This window comes from Vibrio sp. RW, from assembly GCF_027587105.1.
In the GTDB taxonomy this organism is placed as follows: Bacteria; Pseudomonadota; Gammaproteobacteria; order Enterobacterales; family Vibrionaceae; genus Vibrio; species Vibrio toranzoniae.
Map to the genome: position 1 here is coordinate 35,245 of NZ_JAPPTM010000019.1, position 25,875 is coordinate 61,119.

Annotated in this window: 24 protein-coding genes; 15 read left to right on the forward strand and 9 right to left on the reverse strand. The window is 45.6% G+C overall.

Features of this window, described 5'->3' with window-relative positions; translation table 11 throughout:
• The 13 genes from OCT63_RS15705 to OCT63_RS15765 all read left to right on the forward strand — a co-directional run bounded on the left by OCT63_RS15705 (position 1) and on the right by OCT63_RS15765 (position 12,219).
• On the forward strand, positions 1-774 hold the full coding sequence (locus OCT63_RS15705; protein WP_029626854.1) for a ParA family protein: 774 nt from the start codon (positions 1-3) through the stop codon (positions 772-774).
• Positions 775-797: 23 nt separating this feature from the next.
• Entirely contained in the window at positions 798-1,679 is an 882-nt protein-coding gene (locus OCT63_RS15710; protein ID WP_269984037.1) for a ParB/RepB/Spo0J family partition protein, read from the forward strand.
• A gap of 192 nt (positions 1,680-1,871) precedes the next feature.
• Positions 1,872-2,261: a F0F1 ATP synthase subunit I gene (locus tag OCT63_RS15715; protein WP_010433210.1), complete on the forward strand. Its 390-nt coding sequence runs from the start codon at positions 1,872-1,874 to the stop codon at positions 2,259-2,261.
• A gap of 8 nt (positions 2,262-2,269) precedes the next feature.
• Complete coding sequence (gene atpB / locus OCT63_RS15720) at positions 2,270-3,067, forward strand: F0F1 ATP synthase subunit A (protein WP_009848124.1); 798 nt, start codon at positions 2,270-2,272, stop codon at positions 3,065-3,067.
• Positions 3,068-3,116: 49 nt separating this feature from the next.
• Positions 3,117-3,374 carry a F0F1 ATP synthase subunit C gene (atpE, locus tag OCT63_RS15725; RefSeq protein ID WP_004411110.1) on the forward strand — a complete coding sequence of 86 codons (258 nt, stop codon included), beginning with the start codon at positions 3,117-3,119 and terminating at the stop codon, positions 3,372-3,374.
• A gap of 58 nt (positions 3,375-3,432) precedes the next feature.
• Positions 3,433-3,903 (forward strand): F0F1 ATP synthase subunit B, encoded by a 471-nt coding sequence (gene atpF / locus OCT63_RS15730; RefSeq protein ID WP_032547868.1) that lies wholly within the window; start codon positions 3,433-3,435, stop codon positions 3,901-3,903.
• 15 nt (positions 3,904-3,918) lie between these two features.
• Positions 3,919-4,452 carry a F0F1 ATP synthase subunit delta gene (atpH, locus tag OCT63_RS15735; protein ID WP_060468913.1) on the forward strand — a complete coding sequence of 178 codons (534 nt, stop codon included), beginning with the start codon at positions 3,919-3,921 and terminating at the stop codon, positions 4,450-4,452.
• Positions 4,453-4,465: 13 nt separating this feature from the next.
• Positions 4,466-6,007 (forward strand): F0F1 ATP synthase subunit alpha, encoded by a 1,542-nt coding sequence (gene atpA / locus OCT63_RS15740; RefSeq protein ID WP_046224854.1) that lies wholly within the window; start codon positions 4,466-4,468, stop codon positions 6,005-6,007.
• Between the two features lie 48 nt (positions 6,008-6,055).
• Positions 6,056-6,922, forward strand: coding sequence for a F0F1 ATP synthase subunit gamma (atpG, locus tag OCT63_RS15745; protein ID WP_046224853.1), 867 nt, complete (start codon positions 6,056-6,058; stop codon positions 6,920-6,922).
• A 51-nt stretch (positions 6,923-6,973) separates the two neighbouring features.
• Positions 6,974-8,377, forward strand: a complete 1,404-nt coding sequence (gene atpD / locus OCT63_RS15750; RefSeq protein ID WP_060468912.1) for a F0F1 ATP synthase subunit beta — start codon at positions 6,974-6,976, stop codon at positions 8,375-8,377.
• 18 nt (positions 8,378-8,395) lie between these two features.
• Positions 8,396-8,818 carry a F0F1 ATP synthase subunit epsilon gene (locus OCT63_RS15755; protein ID WP_017055450.1) on the forward strand — a complete coding sequence of 141 codons (423 nt, stop codon included), beginning with the start codon at positions 8,396-8,398 and terminating at the stop codon, positions 8,816-8,818.
• A gap of 182 nt (positions 8,819-9,000) precedes the next feature.
• Positions 9,001-10,362 (forward strand): bifunctional UDP-N-acetylglucosamine diphosphorylase/glucosamine-1-phosphate N-acetyltransferase GlmU, encoded by a 1,362-nt coding sequence (gene glmU / locus OCT63_RS15760; RefSeq protein WP_161687874.1) that lies wholly within the window; start codon positions 9,001-9,003, stop codon positions 10,360-10,362.
• Positions 10,363-10,584: 222 nt separating this feature from the next.
• Positions 10,585-12,219: a sensor domain-containing diguanylate cyclase gene (locus OCT63_RS15765; RefSeq protein ID WP_161687907.1), complete on the forward strand. Its 1,635-nt coding sequence runs from the start codon at positions 10,585-10,587 to the stop codon at positions 12,217-12,219.
• Between the two features lie 70 nt (positions 12,220-12,289).
• Here OCT63_RS15765 and punC read toward each other — a convergent pair whose 3' ends face one another.
• Complete coding sequence (gene punC, locus OCT63_RS15770) at positions 12,290-13,501, reverse strand: purine nucleoside transporter PunC (protein WP_046224850.1); 1,212 nt, start codon at positions 13,499-13,501, stop codon at positions 12,290-12,292.
• Between the two features lie 163 nt (positions 13,502-13,664).
• Between punC and punR the strand changes: the two genes are divergently transcribed.
• On the forward strand, positions 13,665-14,579 hold the full coding sequence (punR, locus tag OCT63_RS15775) for a DNA-binding transcriptional activator PunR (RefSeq protein WP_017055446.1): 915 nt from the start codon (positions 13,665-13,667) through the stop codon (positions 14,577-14,579).
• A 99-nt stretch (positions 14,580-14,678) separates the two neighbouring features.
• Here punR and ilvA read toward each other — a convergent pair whose 3' ends face one another.
• From ilvA to ilvG, 5 genes are read right to left on the reverse strand one after another with little or no spacing between them, the layout of a single operon-like run.
• Positions 14,679-16,223: a threonine ammonia-lyase, biosynthetic gene (ilvA, locus tag OCT63_RS15780; RefSeq protein ID WP_269984038.1), complete on the reverse strand. Its 1,545-nt coding sequence runs from the start codon at positions 16,221-16,223 to the stop codon at positions 14,679-14,681.
• Positions 16,224-16,226: 3 nt separating this feature from the next.
• Positions 16,227-18,068, reverse strand: coding sequence for a dihydroxy-acid dehydratase (gene ilvD / locus OCT63_RS15785; RefSeq protein WP_269984039.1), 1,842 nt, complete (start codon positions 18,066-18,068; stop codon positions 16,227-16,229).
• A 32-nt stretch (positions 18,069-18,100) separates the two neighbouring features.
• A complete protein-coding gene (locus OCT63_RS15790) occupies positions 18,101-19,069 on the reverse strand; it encodes a branched-chain amino acid transaminase (protein WP_060468907.1) in 969 nt (322 codons plus the stop codon).
• Between the two features lie 12 nt (positions 19,070-19,081).
• Positions 19,082-19,366, reverse strand: coding sequence for an acetolactate synthase 2 small subunit (ilvM, locus tag OCT63_RS15795; RefSeq protein WP_017055442.1), 285 nt, complete (start codon positions 19,364-19,366; stop codon positions 19,082-19,084).
• 1 nt (position 19,367) lies between these two features.
• On the reverse strand, positions 19,368-21,014 hold the full coding sequence (ilvG, locus tag OCT63_RS15800; protein ID WP_017055441.1) for an acetolactate synthase 2 catalytic subunit: 1,647 nt from the start codon (positions 21,012-21,014) through the stop codon (positions 19,368-19,370).
• A gap of 471 nt (positions 21,015-21,485) precedes the next feature.
• Here ilvG and OCT63_RS15805 point away from each other — a divergent pair, with 471 nt between their 5' ends.
• On the forward strand, positions 21,486-23,009 hold the full coding sequence (locus tag OCT63_RS15805; RefSeq protein ID WP_269984040.1) for a YifB family Mg chelatase-like AAA ATPase: 1,524 nt from the start codon (positions 21,486-21,488) through the stop codon (positions 23,007-23,009).
• Positions 23,010-23,073: 64 nt separating this feature from the next.
• On the opposite strand, the gene OCT63_RS15810 is transcribed toward OCT63_RS15805, so the two are convergent.
• The 3 genes from OCT63_RS15810 to OCT63_RS15820 form a co-directional block, all read right to left on the reverse strand.
• Entirely contained in the window at positions 23,074-24,030 is a 957-nt protein-coding gene (locus tag OCT63_RS15810; protein ID WP_269984041.1) for a DUF2860 domain-containing protein, read from the reverse strand.
• A 139-nt stretch (positions 24,031-24,169) separates the two neighbouring features.
• Positions 24,170-24,769 carry a thiol:disulfide interchange protein DsbA/DsbL gene (locus tag OCT63_RS15815; protein ID WP_137026820.1) on the reverse strand — a complete coding sequence of 200 codons (600 nt, stop codon included), beginning with the start codon at positions 24,767-24,769 and terminating at the stop codon, positions 24,170-24,172.
• A 55-nt stretch (positions 24,770-24,824) separates the two neighbouring features.
• Positions 24,825-25,811, reverse strand: coding sequence for a serine/threonine protein kinase (locus OCT63_RS15820; protein WP_269984048.1), 987 nt, complete (start codon positions 25,809-25,811; stop codon positions 24,825-24,827).
• Between the last annotated feature and the right edge of the window lie 64 nt (positions 25,812-25,875).

Sequence of the window (25,875 nt, forward strand, 5' to 3'; positions counted from 1 at the left end):
GTGGGTAGAATTGTAGCAATTGCCAACCAGAAGGGCGGCGTAGGAAAAACAACAACTTGCATTAACTTAGCAGCATCAATGGCGGCAACAAAACGCAAGGTCTTGGTTGTTGACCTCGATCCTCAAGGTAATGCCACTATGGCGAGTGGTGTCGATAAATATCAAGTTGAAGCAACTGCTTACGATTTGTTAGTTGAAGATACCTCATTTGATGAGGTAGTTTGTCGAAGTACATCGGGCAATTACGATCTCATCGCTGCCAACGGTGATGTGACAGCGGCAGAAATTAAGTTAATGGAAGTGTTTGCCCGTGAAGTTCGCCTTAAGAGCGCACTGGCATCAGTTCGTGATAACTATGATTTCATCTTTATTGATTGCCCACCTTCTCTAAACCTTCTTACAATCAATGCAATGGCGGCAGCTGATTCCGTATTGGTTCCGATGCAATGTGAATATTTTGCTCTAGAAGGTTTGACGGCGTTGATGGATACCATCAGTAAGCTTGCAGCGGTCGTAAACGAGAACCTGAAGATAGAAGGTCTTCTGCGTACTATGTATGATCCTCGTAATCGCTTATCTAACGAAGTATCTGATCAGCTTAAAAAACATTTCGGTAATAAAGTTTATCGAACTGTAATCCCTAGAAATGTACGTTTGGCAGAAGCGCCGAGTCATGGCAAGCCAGCAATGTACTACGACAAATATTCTGCAGGCGCGAAGGCATACCTAGCTCTTGCTGGTGAAATGTTGCGTCGTGAAGAAGTCCCAGTATAGGTTTAACCAAAGGAATTCGCTCAATGTCTAAGCGTGGTTTAGGAAAGGGGCTAGATGCATTGCTTGCTACTAGTTCATTGGCTCGTGAAAAACATCACGTTGCTTCTCATCGTCAGGCTTTGTCGGCTGATGGGGAATTGACAGAATTGGCTGTTGGTTGCTTAAAACCTGGTGTATATCAACCACGTAAAGATATTGCGCCAGAAGCTCTCGAAGAGCTGGCTGCATCTATCCAGTCTCAAGGCATTATTCAGCCAATCGTAGTACGCCCTTTAGCGCACGACCAGTTTGAGATTATCGCTGGTGAGCGTCGTTGGAGAGCGGCTCGTCAAGCTGGTTTGAAACAAGTGCCGTGTTTGATAAAGAGAGTGGAAGACAAAGCCGCGATTGCGATGGCATTGATCGAGAATATTCAGCGTGAAGACCTGAATGTTATCGAAGAATCACAAGCGCTAGAGCGTCTACAGAACGAATTTGAACTGACGCACCAACAAGTCGCTGATGTGATCGGTAAATCAAGAGCAACGGTTAGTAACTTATTACGTCTAAATCAGCTCGAAAGTGAAGTAAAAGGTTTAGTTTCTAATAAACAACTGGAAATGGGGCATGCTCGAGCACTGCTTGCCCTTGAAGGTGATATCCAGGTTGAAGCGGCAAATACTGCGGTAAGCAAGAAAATGACCGTGCGTCAAATTGAGCAGCTTGTTAAAAAATGCTTAAAACCAGAAGTTGAGACAGAATCGAAGCCTGAAGACACAGAAGCTATCGAACTTTCACGAAGACTTACGGAAAAATTGCAAGCAAACGTTTCAGTTACTCGTTCTGTTAGTGGTAAGTCAAAAGTGACGATTACTCTTGATGAGCCTCACAAATTAGAGCAACTTATTGCTAAACTAGAGTACTAAATGAGATAATTGATTTAGGTCAATTATGTAATAAATAAGTAATTTCGTACAAAAGTTGTCGGTTTGTATACAAAAATGTAAATGATTGCTGCATTGTTATTGCAATCGATTTGGCTGAACGTATAATTTTTGCCAATTTCTCAGCACGCTTTTAAGCGAGTGATTTAGTGGGCTTAAAAGAGGAACGAATACATGGTAGCGGCGTTAGCAAGACCAGGACGAGTGCTTGCAAAGCAAATGTTATTGATCGAGCTTAGCGCGGTTATATTAGTGGCAATAGGGTTAGGTTTAGCTGTTAATCCTGATTGGGGTTTTGCTGCATTGGTCGGTGGCGGTATTTTTGTCATTGCTAATGTGGTTTTTTGTGTGTGTGCTTTCCTATTTTGTGGAGCTCGCGCAACTAAGTTAGTTGCGGCGTCGTTCTATGCAGGCGAAGCTCTAAAAATCTTAATCACAGTTCTACTATTCTCTATTGTCTACATGTATATGCAGGTGGAATTAATTCCCCTCAAACTGACCTATTTACTGGTTCTAGGTATTAATATCTTTGCGCCAGTGCTTTTCATTAACAATAAAAAATAGGATGAGTTATGGCTGCGCCAACAGCATCCGGATACATTGAACACCATTTACAAAACCTCTCTTTAGCTAAGTTTGGTCTTGTAGAGGAAACAAGTTTCTGGAACGTACATATAGACAGTCTGTTTTTTTCGGTGTTGACAGGGATGTTATTCCTTTGGGTTTTTCGCTCAGTCGCTAAGAAAGCAACAGTAGGTGTACCTGGTAAGCTTCAGTGTTTTGTTGAAATGGTAGTGGAATTCGTTGGCGACAACGTTAAAGAAACTTTCCATGGTCGCAACCCTCTGATTGCCCCACTAGCACTGACTATATTCTGCTGGATTATCATTATGAACTTGATGGACTTAGTGCCTATCGATTTCTTACCATATCCTGCAGAGCATTGGCTAGGTATCCCTTACTTGAAAGTGGTTCCTACAGCTGATGTAAATATAACCATGGCAATGGCTTTGGGTGTTTTTGCTCTGATGATCTACTACAGCATCAAAGTGAAAGGCCTAGGCGGGTTTGCTAAAGAATTGGCACTGCATCCATTTAATCACCCAATCATGATCCCATTTAACTTGGTACTTGAGGTAATTTCGTTATTAGCGAAGCCACTATCTCTAGGTATGCGTTTATTTGGTAATATGTTTGCGGGTGAGGTGGTGTTTATTCTTATCGCGGCAATGCTACCGTGGTACTTACAATGGGTAGGTGCACTACCTTGGGCTATCTTCCATATCTTAGTTATATTGATTCAAGCGTTTGTTTTCATGATGTTGACAATCGTTTATTTATCAATGGCTCATGAAGATAGTGATCACTAAAAAATTTTTAAGCTTTATTCTAACTATTAATGTTAATCGGAGAACGTAAATGGAAACTGTACTAAGTTTTTCAGCAATCGCTGTTGCTATTATTGTTGGTCTTTGTGCCGTAGGTACTGCAATTGGTTTTGCTATTCTTGGTGGTAAATTCCTAGAAGGCGCTGCGCGTCAACCTGAAATGGCTCCAATGCTACAAGTTAAGATGTTCATCATCGCTGGTCTACTGGATGCTGTTCCAATGATCGGTATCGTAATCGCACTACTATTCACGTTTGCTAACCCATTTGTTGGTCAACTAGCAGGCTAATTAGCTTTTAATAGTTAATTAAATTTTTGTAGTTGATTCTTAACGAGGGGTAGCTGTTGTGAATATGAACGCAACTCTGCTGGGTCAAGCAATTGCTTTTACACTGTTTGTTTGGTTCTGCATGAAATATGTATGGCCGCCAATCATGCAAGCAATTGAAGAACGTCAGAAGAAAATTGCTGACGGTCTTGTAGCCGCTGAGCGCGCTGCTAAAGACTTGAACCTGGCACAAGCCAACGCTTCTGAGCAAATGAAGGAAGCGAAGCGCACTGCAACTGAGGTTATTGAACAGGCAAATAAACGTAAAGCTCAAATTATTGATGAAGCTCGCGAAGAGGCTCAGGCAGAACGCCAGAAAATCTTAGCGCACGCTGAAGCAGAACTTGAAGCTGAACGCACACGTGCCCGTGATGACCTGCGCAAACAAGTCGCAACTCTGGCTATAGCTGGTGCTGAGAAAATCCTTGAGCGTACAATCGATAAAGATGTACACGATGATCTTCTTAACAACATTACTGCAAAACTTTAAAGCAAGGGGCTGTATATGTCTGATTTGACTACAATCGCACGCCCCTATGCTAAAGCAGCGTTTGACTTTGCGGTAGATAAAGGTGAGCTAGACCAATGGGGTCAGATGCTTACTTTTGCTGCCGAAGTGGCACAAAATGATGATGTTCATAATTTATTAAGCAGTTCTATGACTGCTGAAAAATTAGCGGAAATATTCATTGTAATTTGTGGCGAACAATTTGATGAATTCGGTCAAAACTTAATTAAAGTGATGGCTGAAAATGGTCGTTTAATGGCCTTTCCTGATGTGTGTACACAGTTCTTATTGCTCAAACAAGAGCATGAAAAAGAGATCGACGTTGAAGTAACTTCAGCGGTTGAGCTTTCTCAAGAACAACGCGCAGATATCAGCAGCAAATTGGAACAGCGCCTAGCGCGCAAAGTTCAGCTGAATTGCAGTATAGATGAGACTCTACTTAGTGGAGTTATTATTCGAGCCGGAGACCTAGTCATCGATAACTCAGCGCGCAGTCGTCTTGACCGCCTGAGCGATGCATTGCAGTCTTAATGGGGATTGGAGCATGCAACTTAATTCCACTGAAATTAGCGATCTAATTAAACAACGTATTGAATCTTTCGACGTTGTTAGTGAAGCTCGCAATGAAGGTACTATCGTTTCTGTAAGCGATGGCATCCTTAGCATTCACGGCCTAGCGGACGTGATGCAAGGTGAAATGATCGAACTACCGGGTGGCCGTTACGCGCTAGCACTAAACTTGAACCGTGATTCGGTTGGTGCTGTTGTAATGGGCCCGTATGCTGACCTACAGGAAGGCATGAAAGTTACAGGTACTGGTCGTATTCTTGAAGTACCAGTAGGTCCTGAAATGCTTGGTCGTGTTGTAAACACGCTAGGTGAGCCAATTGATGGTAAAGGTCCTATCGAAGCGAAATTAACTTCGCCTGTAGAAATTATCGCACCAGGTGTAATCGACCGTAAATCGGTAGATCAACCTGTTCAAACTGGTTACAAGTCAGTTGACTCAATGATCCCTATCGGTCGTGGTCAACGTGAACTCGTAATCGGTGACCGTCAGACTGGTAAAACAGCCATGGCGATCGATGCGATTATCAACCAGAAAAACTCTGGTATTTTCTCTATCTACGTAGCTATCGGCCAAAAAGCGTCGACTATTGCTAACGTAGTTCGCAAACTAGAAGAGCACGGCGCACTGGCTAACACTGTTGTTGTTGTTGCATCGGCTTCTGAATCTGCAGCGCTGCAATACCTTGCACCGTATGCTGGTTGTGCGATGGGTGAATACTTCCGTGATCGCGGCGAAGATGCACTGATTGTTTATGATGATCTATCTAAGCAAGCGGTAGCTTACCGTCAAATTTCACTACTACTTAAGCGTCCACCAGGTCGTGAAGCGTTCCCAGGTGATGTTTTCTACCTTCACTCTCGTCTACTAGAGCGTGCTGCTCGTGTAAGCGAAGCATACGTAGAAAAGTTCACTAACGGCGAAGTGAAAGGCAAGACTGGTTCTTTAACTGCTCTTCCTATCATCGAAACGCAAGCTGGTGACGTATCTGCATTCGTACCAACGAACGTAATCTCGATTACCGACGGTCAGATCTTCCTACAAACTGAGCTATTCAACGCGGGCGTACGTCCAGCTGTTGACCCAGGTATCTCAGTTTCACGTGTAGGTGGTTCGGCGCAGACTAAAATCATCAAGAAGCTATCTGGCGGTATCCGTACAGCTCTAGCTCAATACCGTGAACTTGCTGCATTTGCACAGTTCTCATCGGATCTTGATGAAGCGACTAAAAAGCAGCTAGACCATGGTCAAAAAGTGACAGAACTGATGAAGCAGATGCAATACGCTCCTATGTCTGTATTCGACCAAGCTTTAGTCATCTTCGCTGCAGAGCGTGGATACCTTGAAGATGTAGAGCTTTCTAAAGTTCTAGACTTTGAAGCTGCTTTACTGTCGTTTGCTCGTGGTCAATATGCCGATCTAGCAACTCAGATCGACACAACGGGTGCTTTCAACAAAGAAATCGAAGCTGAGCTGAAGAAGCTTGTTGACGATTTCAAGGCAACCCAGACCTGGTAATTGGTGGGTGGTCTTAGGGCCACCTCATACCATTAACGGAGAGTAACGATGGCCGGCGCAAAAGAGATACGTAATAAAATCGGTAGTGTTAAAAGCACACAGAAGATTACGAAAGCAATGGAAATGGTAGCAGCTTCAAAAATGCGTCGTTCTCAAGACGCAATGGAAGCTACTCGTCCATATGCAGAAACAATGCGTAAAGTGATCGGTCATTTGGCTAATGGTAGCCTCGAGTATAAGCATCCTTATCTTGAGGAACGTGAAGCCAAACGTGTTGGTTACATCATCGTTTCTACAGACCGTGGTCTTTGTGGTGGTTTGAACATTAACTTGTTCAAGAAAGCCATGAACGACATGAAAAATTGGTCTGAGAAAGGTGCTGACGTTGAGCTTGCAATTGTAGGTTCAAAAGCGACAGCATTTTTCAATAACAGCGGCGCTAAAGTAGCAGCTCAAGTTTCTGGTCTGGGTGATCGCCCAAGCCTTGAAGATTTGATTGGCTCTGTAAGCGTTATGCTGAAGAAATATGATGAAGGCGAGTTAGATCGCCTGTTCGTAGTGTTCAATAAGTTTGAAAACACTATGGTACAAGAACCAACGATCGATCAATTACTTCCTTTGCCTAAATCAAATAGCGAAGAAATGAAACGCGATCATGCTTGGGACTATATTTATGAGCCTGAGCCAAAACCACTACTAGATGCATTATTAGTTCGCTATGTCGAATCTCAAGTGTATCAAGGTGTGGTAGAGAATCTTGCTTGTGAGCAAGCAGCTCGAATGATTGCAATGAAATCAGCAACAGATAACGCTGGTGACATTATTGATGACTTAGAACTTGTGTATAACAAAGCGCGTCAAGCGGCAATCACACAAGAACTTTCTGAGATCGTTTCAGGCGCATCAGCAGTTTAATCGCTTATTCGGTTTAAGCTTAGGTAAAACTAAATAGTTAGAGGATTAACGATGGCTACAGGTAAGATCGTACAGATCATCGGTGCGGTAGTCGACGTAGAGTTCCCACAGGGCGAAGTACCTCGTGTATACGATGCTCTGAATGTTAATGAAGTGAAAGAGCGTCTAGTTCTTGAAGTTCAGCAACAACTTGGCGGTGGCGTAGTTCGCGCAATCGTAATGGGTAGCTCTGATGGTTTACGTCGTGGTTTGACAGTTGAAAATACTGGCGCTCCAATCTCAGTACCAGTAGGTACTAAGACATTGGGTCGTATCATGAATGTCCTAGGTGACGCGATTGATGAGTGTGGTGAAATTGGTGCTGAAGAGCATTACGCCATTCACCGTGAAGCTCCAAGCTACGAAGAGCAGTCTAACGAGACAGCTCTTCTAGAAACTGGTGTTAAAGTAATCGACTTGATTTGTCCATTCGCTAAGGGTGGTAAAATCGGTCTATTCGGTGGTGCTGGTGTAGGTAAGACCGTTAACATGATGGAACTTATCAACAACATCGCACTTCAACACTCAGGCCTATCTGTATTTGCAGGTGTAGGTGAGCGTACTCGTGAAGGTAACGATTTCTACTTTGAGATGCAGGAAGCCGGTGTTGTAAACATCGAAAACCCTGAAGAATCAAAAGTAGCGATGGTTTACGGTCAGATGAACGAGCCACCAGGTAACCGTCTACGTGTTGCACTGACAGGTCTAACAATGGCTGAGCGCTTCCGTGACGAAGGTCGTGACGTTCTACTGTTCGTTGATAACATCTACCGTTACACACTAGCAGGTACTGAAGTATCAGCACTTCTAGGTCGTATGCCTTCTGCGGTAGGTTACCAACCTACACTAGCTGAAGAAATGGGTGTTCTACAAGAGCGTATCACGTCAACTAAAGCTGGTTCTATCACGTCTGTACAGGCGGTATATGTACCTGCGGATGACTTGACTGACCCGTCTCCAGCAACAACGTTCGCTCACTTGGATGCAACGGTTGTACTTAACCGTAACATCGCATCTATGGGTCTATACCCAGCGATCGACCCGCTAGATTCTACTTCACGTCAACTGGATCCATTGGTAGTTGGACAAGAACACTACGACATCGCTCGTGGCGTTCAGTCTACTCTTCAGCGCTACAAAGAGCTGAAAGATATCATTGCTATCCTAGGTATGGATGAGCTATCTGAAGAAGATAAGCAAGTTGTATCTCGTGCTCGTAAGATTGAGAAGTTCCTAACTCAGCCTTACCACGTAGCGGAAGTATTTACAGGTGACCCAGGTGTTTACGTACCTCTTAAAGAGACTCTACGTGGCTTCCAAGGTCTTCTATCTGGTGAATACGATGACATTCCAGAGCAAGCGTTCATGTACTGTGGTGCAATTGACGAAGCTATCGAGAATGCTAAGAAGCTATAAGGCTAACTAGGAGGCGATATGGCAGCAATAACCTTTCACCTAGACGTTGTAAGTGCCGAGAAGCAAATTTTCTCTGGTCTTGTTGAGACGTTTCAGGTGACCGGTAGTGAGGGTGAACTTGGTATTTTCCATGGTCATACTCCACTGCTGACCGCTATCAAGCCTGGTATGGTGCGTATTGTTAAGCAGCACGGCCACGAAGAAATTATTTATGTTTCTGGTGGTATGGTAGAAGTTCAGCCTGGTACAGCGACTGTACTGGCTGATACAGCTATCCGTGGTGAAGAGCTAGACGCAGCAAAGGCGGAAGAAGCTAAACGCAAGGCTGTGGAGAATATCCAAAATCAGCATGGCGACATAGACTTCGCACAAGCGGCCGGTGAACTGGCTAAAGCCATTGCTCAGTTACGAGTTATCGAACTGACAAAGAGGCGTCGTTAATCTTTTATAAGATTATCGATTCTGAGATAAAGGCGACCTAAGGGTCGCCTTTTTGTATTTTGGATATCTCAAAAATGCTCCGTTTACGTATAAGTACTGGTTAAATTGTTATTGCGATTTAATTCGTAAGCCAAAAACGGTTACAATATCGGCTTAATAAAAAAATGTTGGATAGGTTTACAATGAAGTTTAGCGCAGTCATTCTCGCAGCGGGCAAAGGTACTCGCATGTATTCAAATACACCAAAGGTTCTGCATACACTTGCGGGCAAGCCAATGGTGAAACATGTTATCGATACCTGTAATGGTTTAGGTGCTCAAAACATCCACTTGGTCTACGGTCATGGTGGTGAGCAGATGCAGGCGACTCTAGCTGAAGAGTCTGTGAATTGGGCTCTGCAAGCGGATCAGTTGGGTACAGGTCACGCGGTGGATCAAGCATCTGCGCACTTTGCTGATGATGAAAAGGTACTAGTGCTGTACGGAGATGTGCCACTTATCTCGCCTGAAACTATTGAAAACTTATTAGACGCTCAGCCAAATGGTGGTATAGCACTGCTTACTGTCGTTCTTGATAACCCAACGGGTTATGGTCGTATCATTCGTCGAAATGGTCCTGTAGTCGCTATCGTTGAGCAAAAAGATGCAACTGATGAACAGAAGCTTATCAAAGAGATTAATACCGGAGTGATGGTTGCTACTGGTGGTGATCTGAAGCGTTGGTTGTCTGGCTTAAGCAACGACAACGCCCAAGGTGAATACTACCTGACTGACGTCATCGCAGCAGCTCACGATGAAGGTCGTGCGGTTGAAGCCGTGCATCCGATAAGTCCAATTGAAGTTGAAGGCGTTAATGACCGTTCTCAATTGGCTCGTCTAGAGCGAGCTTATCAAGCTGAGCAGGCTGATAAACTATTGAAACAAGGTGTTATGTTACGCGATCCAAGCCGCTTTGACCTACGTGGTGAACTGCAGTGCGGTATGGATGTTGAGATAGATACTAACGTTATCATCGAAGGCTGCGTAAGTATTGGTGATAATGTGGTTATCGGTACTGGTTGTGTATTGAAAGACTGTGAAATTGATGACAACACCGTCGTACGTCCATACAGTGTTATTGAAGGTGCTACTGTTGGTGAAGACTGTACGGTTGGTCCTTTCACTCGTCTGCGCCCTGGTGCTGACATGCGTAATAACTCGCACGTGGGTAACTTTGTCGAAGTGAAGAATACTCGTCTAGGTGAAGGCTCAAAAGCAAACCATTTAACTTATCTTGGTGATGCGGAAATCGGTCAGCGTGTTAATGTTGGTGCAGGCGCTATTACCTGTAACTACGATGGTGCGAATAAGTTTAAGACCATCATTGGCGACGACGTGTTTGTTGGTTCTGATAGCCAGTTGATCGCACCTGTGGTTATTGGAAACGGTGCCACTGTCGGTGCGGGCTCGACGGTAACACGTGATATTTCTGAAAATGAACTTGTTATCAGCCGCGCTAAAGAACGTAATATAGCTAACTGGCAGCGTCCGGTTAAGAAAAAATAGTCGCTCAGTTTTGTGATTAATGAAGTAATGAGAGCCAGTAGCTTAGCTACTGGCTTTTTTGTACCAGGTACTCATAGTTAATGAAACAATCTATTTGATGATTGTATTTTTTAAACTGGTTGTTAATCTTCGAGTATTACTCGGTGTGTTTAAGGTTGGTTTTTTGTGAGGCTGGTTGAAAAGAAATGGCAAACGTTGCCGATAATTATTTTATCTTTTTCAATGTTGATAGGCCTGTATGGTTTTTATATAACCTTGGAAAAGCTGGTGGTTGAGAATGAGCGTGACCATTTGGTTTCTCTAATGTCAGACGTTATTTATGAAATTCGCGAAGACAGCGAGCTATTTACGTCTGATATGGATGTCGATGATTACATTGGCAACCTGACTCAAGCCAATACACGATTAAGAATTCAGGTTATTAATCTTGATGGTGTCGTGATTGGTGATACGGATCTGTCTGACCATGCATTGGCTAGAGTTGAAAATCATGGTAACCGTCCTGAATTCAAACAAGCACTTCAACAAGGCACGGGCAGTGATGTGCGCTTTAGTACCGTAACCTCAGTAGACCGAATTTATTATTCAATGAAAGAGAGCGTTAACGGACAAGATTTCGTTGTGATCATTTCTTTGCCAATGCACCAACTTAAACAGATGAATTTCCAATTAATGGGAATTCTAATTGGTATGGTATTGCTGAGCTTGAGTTTTTTGATTGGTACGTCTTATGTGAGCAACCGTCAAATCGTCCATAAAGTAGAAGAAGAGCAAAAGAAACAAGACGAGCGCATTCGCCAAAGAACCCATGAAATCGAACTGATGCACCGTCTAGCGAATATGCTTGCAGCGTGTAATAACATGGTGGAAGCCCAACAGATTGTTTCTGATATTTTGCCGAGAATTTTAGGTAACGTGAACGGCAGTGTTTCTTTGATGAGGGCATCTCGAAATCAACTGATTACGCAACTTGATTGGGGAGATATATGGCCTGGAAGCGCAAGCTTTGCCCCTGAAGAGTGTTGGTCGTTACGTAAAGGACGGGCTCACTTGTCTAATAATAATTTCCACTCATTGAGCTGTGGCCATATGCATGACATGGACAACAACCAAACCCTCTGTATCCCGTTGACTGCACACGGTAATACTATTGGCATAATGCATCTTTACTTCGGTCAGGGCGACATCAAAATTGACCCGATTACCGAACAATTAGCTTTTAGTGTATCAGAACATCTCGGTTTAGCGTTGGCTAACCTGAGCTTGCAAGAGAAGTTGCGCTCACAAGCCTTAAGCGACCCATTAACCGGTTTATTCAATCGTCGTTTCTTTGATCAGAAGTTAGAAGAGCACTCAATGAATTCAGCCACCAGCGAGCAACCCTTGTCGCTATTGATGCTCGATTTAGATCACTTCAAACGTTTCAATGACAATTTTGGTCATGATGCGGGTGATTTCGTCTTGAAAGAGATCAGCGCGCTACTCAAACAGAGTGTGAGTGAAGATGAGATAGCCTGCAGGTTGGGGGGTGAGGAGTTAGCTATATTACTTCCGCACTATTCGATGGAACAAGCGACGGAATTTGGTCAGACACTGTGTGATGCCGTGCGTTCTATGCACCTTGAACATAAAGGGCTTTCACTAGGTCAGTTAGGTGTTTCAATTGGTGTCGCTATGTATCCTAAGCCTGCATCTGATACCGAGTCTCTGGTTAAGATGGCAGATAAAGCGCTCTACATGGCGAAAGACATGGGACGTAGCCGAGTGGTTAACTATGATGAATACAGCCGTCATAAAGCGCCAGCACTCGAAGTCGTCGATGGTGAAGAGGTTTCGACGTCGTTACCAAAACAGTAAGTTGATATTAAGCGTAGGTATAAAAAAGAGCGAGTCATCTCGCTCTTTTTGGTTTTTATTAAGCTAGAAGCTAGTCTTGCTTCTCTTCTGTGACGACGCGAGAGTTATCCGGAGTTGCAAAGTGTTCTGATAGCTCTTTGTTCGAAACAATATAGCCAATCCACAGTGCTCCCAAACAGATCACAACTGCGATACCTGTGGCGCTTAACGCTTGGCTAGCCATTGCTGCAACTAGTGCGCTTGAGAGGCCACTTATAGTAATTTGCAGGCTGTTTTGTAGACCCGCCGCTGTTGCCGGGCTTTGCTTAGCACTTGATAGCGCACGGTTTACTACGATTGGGTAAAGTGCACCATTCGCTACAGCAATCAAACAGAAAGGTGCTAATAGAGGCCAGATTGATGTCAGTTCCCACTGTGATGCGATAAAGATTAGCATCGCAGCAACACTGAACAAGCCAATAAGGTTTCTTAGTACCAAACCATCGCCGTATTTCTTCACAGCTTGTTTGCCAAAATAACCACCCGCCATGAATGCGATTGTCTGTGGAATAAAGCTAAGACCGATGTCTTTTGCTTCATAACCTAGTTGAGCCATAATCTCTGGCATACCAGTTAGATAAGCGAAGAACGCCGCCGAAGCCGAAGCAAACATCAGCACATTACCCATGTAAGGCTTTGATTTAAGCAACATCTTGATGTCTGTTTTGATCGATGTTTGTTTTACCTCAGGTGCTTCTTTTGGTTGAGCCATTGTCGTTACTGCTAACAATGCACCCATCAAGGTTAATGTGATGAAGATACTGTGCCAGCCAAAGTTGTTCGCGAGTAATACACCTAATTGAGGTGCTAATGCTGGAGATAGCGCCACTAAAGGCATGATGGTCGCAAAAATTTGTTGGCTACTGCTCTGAGAGTAGCGCTTGATAACCATCGCTTGCCAAATTACTGCGGGAGCGCACACCCCGATCGCTTGAATGAAGCGCAGTGTCAGTAGGTGCCAGACCTCAGTACTGAACGCTAAGCCGAATGAGGCAATAGTGAATAGCATTAAGCCAACGGCTAACGTATTACGATGACCGTACTTGTCACTCGCGAGTCCCCACAGGAGCTGACCCATTGCCATACCGCCAAGAAACACGGTTAACGACAATGCGATCTGTTCTGGGCCTGTTGCGAAATCGATCTCCATCGCCTTAAATGCAGGAAGGTACATATCGGTCGCAATAAAACCAAGCATTGAGAGAACTGCAAGGTAGACCAATTGAAATTTAGAAATATTCATAAAATGCCATTAAACTAAAAGTAGTGGTGTTTTTATCATCAAAAAAATTGTTTGATATAAAGGACTGAAAGCCCCTGTTTATTAATCATTACATTCTATTTTTCAAAACTGATAAAATAAAACGCTAAAATATGTAGTTATCAATCAAAAAATTTGAAGGCTTATGTTCTCTAAATCCTCTTTAGAAATGCTCGATACGGTTGCCCGCTTAGGCAGTTTTACTGCTGCGGCACAGCAGCTGCACAAAGTGCCATCAGCTATCAGTTATGGGGTTAGACAGGTCGAACAAGAATTGGATGTTTTACTTTTCAGACGCTTACCGAGAAAGGTTGAACTGACGCCTGCTGGTGAACTGTTCATTGAAGAGGCTCGTGCGTTGCTGAGGCAGATGGAAGAGATTAGTGCTCAAACTCGACGAGCTGCTCGTGGCTGGAAGAAGACACTGCGCCTAACGCTCGATAATGTGGTTAAGCTCGACAAAATGAAGCCGATGATTGAAGCGTTCTATCAAACGTTTGAGTTTGCCGAACTTCAGATCAACATGGAGGTGTTCAACGGCTCTTGGGAAGCGATAGCGCAGGGCAGGGCAGATATCGTGATTGGTGCCACTTCCGCGATTCCTGTTGGTGGTGACTTTGAGGTCAAAGACATGGGGCGCTTAGACTGGGCATTTGTGATGTCACCAAGTCACCCGTGTGTGCGAGAGCAAAACCTTAATGAAGAATTCGTTAGCCAGTATCCCGCAATATGTTTGGATGATACCTCTAGCGTGCTGCCTAAGCGACACACCGGTCACTATGCGAGTCAGAGACGTCTTCTATTACCTAATTGGTACAGTGCGATTGAGTGCCTTAAGAACGGTGTTGGAGTGGGCTATATGCCAAGACATATCGCTGCGCCTATTATTGAGCAGGGTTTGCTGGTGGAGAAGATCTTGCCAGAACCAAGCCCGCAGAGCCACTGCTGTTTGGTGTGGCGGAAAGACGACAACCATAAATTGATCGAATGGATGGTAAAATACCTAGGATCGAGCGAGCAGCTTCATCAAGATTGGTTGGATCATCGCAAGGCGATCTAATGATCTACTTGAAGACGATCTTTTGAGGTGACTGACCTAAACCGGCACCAATAAAAAGAGCGAGTAAATACTCGCTCTTTTTGAATCGGTAGTTAACTCTTAAGACAAGAAGAACTTGTAGGAAGGGTTATCGGTTTCATCTTTACACTGATAACCAAGCTCTCGGAGGTGTGTCGAGAACTGAGCTAAATCATTATCACCAAGTTCAAAGCCACACAATACACGACCGTAATCGGCACCGTGGTTACGATAGTTGAATAGGCTGATATTCCAGTGGGTACCTAAGGTATCAAGGAATTTTATCAAGGCCCCTGGGTATTCCGGAAACTCAAAACTGTATAGGCGCTCTTTCAATGGTTTTGATGGTTTGCCGCCAATCATGTAGCGAATGTGCAGTTTTGCCATCTCATCATCAGAAAGGTCGACCACCGGGTAGCCGCCGTCGCGTAGGTCATTGATGATGTGCTCGAGCTCTTCTTGACCACCTTGCAGACGTACACCAACGAAGATATTCGCTAGGCTTTCGTCATTGTGGCGGTAGTTAAACTCTGTCACCGCTCGGCCACCAATAATGTTGCAGAACTCTAGGAAAGCCCCTTGTCGCTCAGGGATAGTGACCGCAAGCAAACCTTCGCGTTTCTCACCCAACTCACAACGTTCAGACACATAACGCAGACCGTGAAAGTTGGTATTAGCACCAGACAGCACCGTTGCCAGTTGCTTGCCTTGTAGTTGGTTTTGTTCTGAAAATTTCTTCAAACCAGCCAGAGCCAGTGCTCCTGAAGGCTCGGCAATTGCGCGAGTGTCTTCAAAGATGTCTTTCACCGCCGAGCAGATCTCATCGCTAGACACGGCAATGTGACCATCGATGTACTGCTGACATAAGCGGAATGTCTCTTCGCCAATGCGTTTAACCGCAACGCCATCGGCAAACATGCTGACCTGATCCAGTACTACAGGTTCACCGGCATCCAGTGCTGCTTTCAAACAAGACGAGTCTTCAGGCTCCACCGCGATGACTTTGATCTCTGGCATCAGCTGTTTTACCAGTACTGCAACACCAGCCGCTAAGCCACCACCACCGACAGGCACAAAGATGTAATCCATGTGACCATTTTGCTGAAGCATCTCCATACCCATGGTGCCTTGTCCAGCGATCACTAATGGGTGATCGAATGGAGGCACAAAGGTATAGCCATGCTCCGTCGATAGACGTTCCGCTTCTGCTTTAGCTTCATCAAAATTACTGCCGTGCAAAACCACATTACCGCCGAATCCGCGCACTGCATCGACCTTGATGTCTGGCGTGGTTTTTGGCATTACAATCGTGGTTTGAATACCAAGCTTAGAACCGGATAGTGCCATGCCTTGAGCGTGGTTACCCGCAGATGCCGCAATTACTCCAGCAGCTTTTTGTTGCTCTGAAAGGCTTGATACCATGTTGTAGGCACCACGTAGCTTGAACGAGTGGACCGGTTGACGGTCTTCTCGCTTTAGCTGAACCTGATTACCGATACGAGCGCTCAGGCGTGGCATATCTTGCAGAGGCGTCACGATTGCCGCTTCGTAAACGGGGGCTCTCAAGATCTGACGCAGATAATCTGCGCCAGTTTGTTGTTGGGGGCTGACCGTGTCATCACTCATTGATTAGTCCTCTAGTTTAGACTTATCACGTACAGCGCCTTTGTCGGCACTGGTTGCCATGCTTGCGTAAGCTTTCAGTGCGAAAGACACTTCACGCTGACGGTTTTCTGGTTTCCAGCCTAGTGCGTCTTGCTTAACACGACGCGCTTCTAGCTCTGCTTCAGGCACATCAAGAGTGATTGAGCGGCTAGGGATGTCGATAGTGATGATATCGCCAGTATTTACTAGACCAATCACACCGCCACTGGCTGCTTCTGGAGAAGCGTGACCGATAGACAGACCCGAAGTACCACCAGAGAAACGACCATCTGTTAGCAGAGCACAAGACTTGCCTAGACCCATCGATTTTAGGTAAGTGGTTGGGTAAAGCATCTCTTGCATGCCCGGACCACCTTTAGGACCTTCGTAACGAATAACAACCACTTCGCCCGCTTTCACTTTGCCACCTAAGATGCCATCAACCGCACTATCTTGGCTTTCAAATACAATCGCTGGGCCTTGGAATTTCAGGTTTTCTTCATCAACGCCTGCCGTCTTAACGATACAGCCATCAACGGCGATGTTGCCAGAAAGTACTGCTAGGCCGCCTTCTTGGCTGAACGCGTTCTCTTTGGTACGGATACAACCATCGACGCGGTCATCATCAAGACGATCCCAACGGCAATCTTGTGAGAATGCCTTGGTGGTACGGATACCTGCTGGGCCAGCACGGAAGAACTTAAGTACCGCTTCGTCTTCTGTTTGTATTATGTCGTACTGAGCCAGTTGCTCTTGCATGCTCAGACCAAGCACGGTGCGAGTCTGGTTGTTCAGTAGGCCAGCACGGTCCAGTTCACCTAGGATAGCCATTACACCACCAGCGCGGTGAACGTCTTCCATGTGGTATTTCGGTGTTGAAGGCGCAACCTTACATAGATGTGGAACGCGGCGAGACATCTCATCGATATCACCCATATCAAAATCAATCTCACCTTCTTGAGCTGAAGCCAATAGGTGAAGAACGGTGTTACTAGAACCGCCCATCGCGATATCCAGTGCCATCGCATTTTCGAATGCAGCACGGTTAGCAATGTTGCGCGGCAGGGCTGACTCGTCATCTTGCTCGTAATAACGCTTAGTGAGCTCAACGATGCGCTTACCGGCATTGATGAATAGCGCTTCACGATCGGCGTGCGTTGCTAGCATAGAACCGTTACCAGGCTGAGACAGACCAAGCGCTTCGGTCAGACAGTTCATTGAGTTGGCCGTGAACATGCCTGAACAAGAACCGCAGGTTGGACATGCAGAACGTTCTACTTGTTCACTTTGCTCATCTGAAATCGTTGGATCGGCACCTTGAATCATAGCGTCAACAAGGTCTAGCTTGATGATTTGATCTGAAAGCTTGGTTTTACCTGCTTCCATTGGGCCGCCAGATACAAAGATCACAGGGATGTTAAGGCGCATTGCTGCCATCATCATTCCCGGAGTGATTTTGTCACAGTTAGAGATACACACCATCGCATCGGCACAGTGCGCATTCACCATGTATTCTACTGAGTCTGCGATAAGCTCACGTGATGGCAGTGAATACAGCATGCCGCCGTGACCCATTGCGATACCATCATCAACCGCGATGGTATTGAATTCTTTAGCGATACCGCCCGCTTTCTCGATTTCACCCGCAACCAGTTGACCCATGTCTTTAAGGTGAACGTGGCCTGGTACGAATTGAGTGAAAGAGTTTACAACTGCGATGATTGGCTTACCGAAGTCATCATCTTTAACGCCAGTTGCACGCCATAAAGCGCGCGCACCAGCCATGTTGCGTCCGTGGGTAGTTGTTGCTGAACGATAGATTGGCATTGCTTAAATCCTTATAAATACTTGGCTGTTGCTTACTTAGTGGTTTGTGTTTGGTTTGTTGAAGCGTGGTCTGCTGGATAAACGTAATCTAACCAACCCCACTTATCTTCAGTGGTGCCATTGAATAAACCAAAATAAGCCGCTTGAACTTTTTCAGTGATAGGACCGCGTTTGCCTTCACCTACTGTAATTTTGTCTACGCTACGAACCGGAACGATTTCCGCTGCTGTACCTGTCATGAAGACTTCATCAGCAAGGTATAGCGCTTCACGAGCAATGTTCTCTTCACGGATCTCATAACCCATGTCTTTTGCTAGTGTCATGATCGAATCACGAGTGATACCCGGCAGAATTGCACTGGTCGCTGGTGGTGTCGATAGCACGCCATTGCGCACGACAAAGATGTTTTCACCTGCACCTTCAGAAAGGTAACCATCAACACTTAGTGCAATACCTTCATCGTAACCATGACGACGCGCTTCACCACCAACTAGCAGTGAAGATAGGTAGTTACCACCCGCTTTAGCAGCGGTTGGGATGGTGTTTGGCGCAGCACGGTTCCAGCTAGAAATCATCGCATCAACGCCATTTTCTAGCGCTTCTTCGCCTAGATAAGAACCCCAAGGGAAAGCAGCGATGATCAGTTCCATCTCAGTATTTTCTGGTGGGCATACACCCAAGCCAACGTTACCGACAAAGCCGAGAGGGCGGATGTACGCTGACTCTAGTTTATTTTGACGTAGCGTTTCGCGAGTCGCTTCCATAATTTCTTCCTCAGTGTAAGGAATAGGAAAGCGGTAGATCTTCGCTGAGTCTTTCAGGCGCTTAGCATGTTCAGGGTGACGGAAGATAACCGGCCCCTTTGGCGTGTTGTAGCAACGAACGCCTTCAAACACAGAAGTACCGTAGTGCATTGCGTGAGTCAGGACGTGAACGTTCGCCTCTGCCCAAGGAACCATCTCACCGTTAAACCAAATATAGTCTGCCGTTTTAGCTGTCATGTTTGCGGTTCCTTATGCGTTTATCTTTTGTTGTAAGTTGTTGTTTGGTAATTCATTACGGCTGATTGAGATTACGTCAACGGTACGCACATCCCACAGCTTTTCGATTTGATTGACCAAGAAAGAGATCGGACGGTCACTGTCGACAATGATCTCAACACTCGCCACTTTGCTTTCGTGGTTTTGAGTGCCTGCCACTTGCTTAACAATAAAGCCACGGTGACGGATAACACGAAGAACACGCTCTAGTAGTACAGGCTTATCATCGGCTTTGATGTCTAATAGGTATCTTTTCATGTTATGTGTTCTCCAACATCTCACTGTTTGAAGCACCTGGCGGTACTAGTGGCCATACGTTCTCTTCTTCATCGATAAGAACATGAAGTAAGTAAGCGGTTTTGCTCTCTAGCATCTCTTTCAGTGCTGGCTCTACTTCTTCTTTACGCGTGATGGTTTTACCCGGGATATCGAAGGCTTTCGCTAGCATCACGAAGTCTGGGTTGTCATCTAAGATGGTTTCACTGTGGCGGCCATCAAAGAACAGTGATTGCCATTGGCGAACCATGCCCAAGCGAGAGTTGTTTAGAAGCACCATCTTCACTGGGATTTGGCGGCGTTTCAGCGTGCCAAGCTCTTGCACGTTCATCATGAATGAACCATCACCAGAGATAAGAATCGATTGGTCATCAGGACGGCCAACCGATGCACCCATTGCGGCTGGTAAGCCAAAGCCCATGGTGCCCAAACCGGCAGAGGTGATGAAGTTTTGTGGATCGCGAGGCTGAATGTGTTGAGCCGCCCACATTTGGTGTTGGCCCACATCGGTTGAAACAATAGAGCTTGCTGGCATCATGTCTGACAGTTGCTTCAACAGTAGCGGAGCAAAGATCAGATCGCCTGGGTGGTCGTAGCGCCACTTGAATGAGCTGCGTAACCCTTCAGAGTGGTGGACCCAAGATGAGATGTCTTGGCTTAGTTCCAACTGAGGCATGATTTTGTTGATGTCACCACGAATTGGTGCATCGGCCAGACGCAGTTTACTGAACTCGGCCGCATCGATATCGATATGAATAACCTTCGCGTGCGGTGCAAAGGTATCAAGTTTTCCGGTTACCCGATCATCGAAACGAGCGCCAACCACAATCAGCAGGTCGCTCTCTTGAACCACTAGGTTAGCGGCCTTGGTGCCGTGCATACCCAGCATGCCCAAGTAGTGTGGGTCGTCACGTTCGATGGTACCTAAGCCTTTCAGTGTGCTTACGGCTGGCATTGGATTAAGGCGTAAAAACTCACGAACAGAGTCCGTCGCTTTAGCCAGTTGGACACCACCACCGACGTATAAAACAGGACGGGTCGCTTGAGACAAAAAGTACTGTGCCTGCTCAATGGCATCGGTTGTCGCAACAGGAATGGCTGGTGGAGTAAATTCAGGGAGAGTGTTAACAGGTGCTTCTGCCAATTGAACATCTTTAGCGATATCGACAATAACCGGACCGGGACGTCCTGCTTTTGCAACGATGAATGCTTCAGTTAATGTTGGCGCAAGATCTTCAATGTCGGTAACGAGGTAGCTGTGTTTAGTACATGACAAAGACATACCAATCACATCCATTTCTTGGAATGCATCGGTGCCGATATGGGAGCTAGCAACTTGGCCTGTGATAGCAACGAGTGGGATGGAATCCATAAAGGCGTCTGCAAGGCCAGTGACTAAGTTAGTTGCGCCTGGGCCTGAGGTTGCCATGCAAACCGCGACGTCTTGTGTTGCTCGAGCCATACCGATAGCGGCCATTGCAGCGCCTTGTTCATGACGGCACAGGATATGTTCAACGCCGCCGTCATAGAGTGCATCGTAGATTGGCATGATGGCACCACCTGGGTAACCAAATACGGTCTCAATGCCTTGTTGCTTGAGTGCGGATACGACTAGTTCTGCGCCTTTCATCGTAGTTCCTCCGTATTACCTTTATTTTGGTAACTGTTTCCATTGTCTCTGCACATCTTGTGCTCCCATTCTTCCTGTAAATCGGCAAAGCCGAAAATAATAAAATAATAAAAATTGAACCGTTAAATTAGAAAAAACCCCCGAACTTTTCAGTGCGGGGGTTTTTTCTAATTCGTGGTTACTTTTTTCCCACTCGCCCCCGCGCAGTCTCAATAATGACTACGATAATCAGGTTAATCAGTGCGTAAATGCGAGCGTTAAAAATCATAAAATTCGAGTTTTCTTGTTTATTGTCTTCAGTAAATGTCTACATCTCTAGTGTTATCACACAAATCTGTTGTATGACAAGGAAAATGTCATTCTTTTTTCACATTAAAACACCATTCCACCAAGCTATATAACAACTTGATAGCTTTGGTGTACAACGAATATCCAGAGCGAATACTTTTAAATCAAAGACAAAGGAAAGTTATGGGACTCGCGATAATTCATAGCCGAGCTAGTGTGGGTGTAGAAGCGCCAGAGGTGACCGTTGAGGTCCATATCAGCAATGGAATGCCCGGTTTTACGTTGGTGGGTCTACCTGAAACGACGGTCAAGGAATCCAAAGACCGAGTCAGAAGCGCCATCATCAATTCTCGTTTTGAATTCCCATCAAAAAGAATCACGGTCAACCTGGCTCCTGCGGATTTACCTAAGGAGGGAGGGCGCTTTGACTTGCCAATCGCGCTCGGTATCTTAGTGGCGTCCGATCAGCTGCCTACGTCAAAAATAGCGCAACATGAATTTATCGGTGAGTTGGCGTTGTCTGGAGAGTTGCGTTCAGTCAAAGGAGTGTTGCCAGCCACATTGGCGGCCGACAGTGTTGAGCGATGTTTGGTGGTTCCACACCACAACGGTGACCAGGCGGCCTTGGTTGGCAAAGGGGCACATAAATCGGCACAAACGTTATTGGAGGTTTGTGCCGATATGTGTGGGCAGGCTCAGCTTGGCTTGTATCGAACGGAGCATCATCACGTCGACGTGTCTGATAATCGTGATTTACAAGATATTATTGGCCAACAACAAGGCAAGCGTGCCTTAGAGATAGCCGCGGCTGGAAACCATAACTTGCTTTTCCTTGGTCCTCCTGGGACGGGGAAAACTATGCTCGCTTCACGATTACGCGACTTGTTACCTGAGATGAGTAATGAAGAGGCGATGGAAACGGCTTCAGTAGCCTCGTTAACGCAACAAGAGATTAATCAATACAACTGGAAACAAAGGCCATTTCGTTCGCCTCACCATTCGAGTTCGATGGCGGCCTTAGTGGGTGGGGGCTCTGTCCCTCGTCCTGGAGAGATTTCTTTGGCGCATAATGGATTGTTGTTTTTGGATGAGATGCCGGAGTTTGAGCGCAAGGCACTCGATTCACTGCGAGAGCCGCTAGAGTCGGGTGAAATCATTATTTCGCGTGTGGCAGGTAAGACTCGCTTTCCTGCTCGCTTTCAGTTGATAGGTGCGCTCAACCCTAGTCCAACTGGCTATTATGAAGGTAATCAAGCACGAGTTAATCCACAAATCATACTGCGTTATCTCAATCGCTTGTCGGGACCATTACTTGATCGATTTGATATGTCATTAGAAATCCCTTTGTTACCTAAAGGAATGCTCGCTGAAGGAGGGGATCGTGGAGAAACGACCCAAGTAGTTAAACTCCGAGTTAAACAAGCTCGTCAGTTGATGCTATCTAGGAATCATAAATCGAATTCTTTGCTAGGAAGCCGAGAAATTGAAAAATATTGCCCACTTCGACGTGAAGATGCGGAGTTTCTCGAAACCGCGCTGCATCGGTTGGGTTTATCGATTCGTGCTTATCACCGAATCATTAAGGTTGCACGAACCATTGCCGACCTTGACGGTAACGAGCAGATTGAAAAGAAGCATTTATCGGAAGCGCTGGGCTATCGAGCGATGGACCGATTGTTGAAGCAACTCACGGCTCAAGCTGTGTAGTAGTAAATAGAAAGCCTGCTTGTGTGCAGGCTTGGGTTTGATAATTTATTGGTGCTGGCTGGAGTTAGAACTTGTAGTTCAAGCCAACTGAAGCGATGTATTGTGATTCATCGTAGAAGGTAATGTTTGATTCGCTAGTACCGTAACCGGCAAGAGCAACAAACGACCAGTTTTCCCAGTCCATGAACTGTTCATATTCATACGCGGCGAATAGATTGATGTTGTCGTCGCTACGCTTCTTGTCGTAGATCGGGTTGCTTGCATCGTAAGAGCGTTGGTTGTAACCCGCAGTTAGCGCGTACTGGTGACGGCCCGTGCCACCAAATAAACTGACTTCTCCCCCGAATTGTTCGAATGAGACTGCATCGCCTTCTGCGTCTGTTGATTGATAAATCAAAGACGGAACCAACATCATAGTGCGGTTAATCGGTTGGCGATACTGACCTTTTAGGTAGAAGGTGTCTGCATCACGCTTTAGTTCTTCGTATTCAACTAGGTCGTTATCCACATCTCTGGTCGCGAAAGCCATATCGACGGAGAACGCAGAGCCAGCAATATTATCCAGCTTTAGGCGGAACGCATTACCGGTTTCGTCTGTTTTGCTACGAGCTTCTCCAACTTTGTATGGGTTAGCCCAAGTCTCATCAGACATAATGGTTGGCAGAATAGAAGCATCGATCACCATGCCAGATTCAAGTTGGTATTTATAACCCACTTCAAGCACCACGGTACCTGTTGCCACGTCATCACGTGCCGTACCCGTGTAAACCTGATGATTTAACTTTTCACCAAAGGTGTAAGCGACATTTCCTAGAGGTGCTATGAGAAATGAACGGTCAGAAGGTGCTTTCTGTGTATTTGACGAGATGGTGCTATCCGAGTCGGTATTAAAGTTTGAGGTGGAAGAGGCGACTCCGGTATTGAACGATATTTCACCACTGAAACCTTGTTCGTCTGCAAGCTTGGCAAAAGCGGGAGAGGCTGCAACGCTTAATGCGATAAGTGTGATTTTTATTTTCATTTACGGGCTCCTTGCCCACCGGTTCTTAGGACGGGTTATTAATAGCAGTAAAGCTTTAAATTTCCAGGTTAATTATTTATCAATGATGATTTTTGAACAAGCAAAAAAAAGGAAGCCGAAGCTTCCTTTCATCCATTCCTTACTTTTTCAGTAGGAAGTTAACCAGTTCGAAGTACTCATCGAGAGAACTGATACCTTGAGCATCTATTAGGTAACGGTTGTTTACCACGACTGCGGGTACGCCAGAAAGGCCGCTGTCTTTGAATGCTTTATCGAAACGACGAACCATTGAATCTACTGCAAAGCCATTGTAAGCCGCATCAAACTTCTTCGCGTCGATACCTTCATCTAAAAAGATTTGACGTAGTTCTGCTTCATCGCGTGGTGGTTTGTTCATGTTGTGAATGCGGTTAAACATCACGGGGACCATCTTGTCTTCCACTTTCAGTGCAATCATCGTCGCGTAAGCTTTGCTCATTGGCATACCCATGTTGCCACCCATGAATGAAACATGGTTCTTCTGTAGCTTAGCGTCAGCAGGTAACTGTTGTTTTAGCTGCTGGATAATAGGCTCAAAACTATTACAGTGTGGGCAGTAAAAAGAGAAGAACTCTGTCACCAATGGTTTTTTTGATGCTTCTAGGTCGAGAACTTTGTAGTGTTCACCTTCGTTAAATTTCGCCGCGTGAGCGGAAAGGCTCAACATGATCAATGAGAAAAATGCGAATAGCTTTTTCATTTATCCAATCTCCATTATGTTTGAATTTTTATCTAGTTGTATGTTGCGATTGCGGTTACCACTGAGGCATTAACGAAAGTGGTGGCTCTTGCAGGGTAGCAATTTGCTCTTTACAAGCAAGTACTTGTTGCTCCCAATATTTCGGGTCATTAAACCACGGGAAGGCCAAAGGAAACGCCGGATCGTGCCATCGTTTCGCCAACCATGCCATGTAATGCACCATACGTAGACCGCGCAGGGGTTCGATTAGTTTCAGTTGTGAGGTATTAAAATCGCAAAACTCTTGATAACTTTCTAACAAAATATCCAGCTGCATCAGCTTATCTTGGCGATCACCATTAAGCAGCATCCACAGATCTTGTATCGCAGGGCCGTTTCGTGCGTCATCAAGATCGACGAACATTGGCCCGTCACGCCACAGAATATTGCCTGGGTGGCAGTCACCATGGAGACGGATATTCTCAATATTGCTAGGCCATTGGCTCTCCAACTCTTTAATTAGAAGATCGACGTCATTGAAGAACGCGTTCTCCAGGTGCGTTGGGATAAACTGAGAGTTCTCTAGAATCTTACGTGGCTGATAAAGATACTCATCTAAGCTGATGGTCGGACGATGCTGGAATGTTCTTCCGGCACTCGCTTTATGAATACGACCAAGAAAACGTCCTACGCCTTCCAATTGCTCTAGATTGTCGACTTCATATTGTCTGCCGCCGACACTTTCAAATAGTGCAAATAGATAGCCTTGATATTCATGTAAGGTTGCGCCGTTGATCCGTATCGGTGGAGCAACCGGTAACTCTTGTTCGATCAGCTCTAACGCGAAATCGTGCTCTTCTTGGATCTGTGCTGTGTTCCAGCGCTGCGGGCGATAAAATTTAACCACGTAGCGTTTACGGTCTTCATCTATGAATTGATATACCCGGTTTTCATAACTGTTGAGAGCGAGAAGCCCGGATTCAGCGCGAACTCCGATGCTCTCCAGTGCGTACCACATGAAGTCAGGAGTCAGGTTATCAAAGTTAAAGGCTTGCATCGTCATAGAATAAAAAAGGCTCATTACTGAGCCTTTTTCCATTTATTGGGGGTTATACCAAGCACTAGGT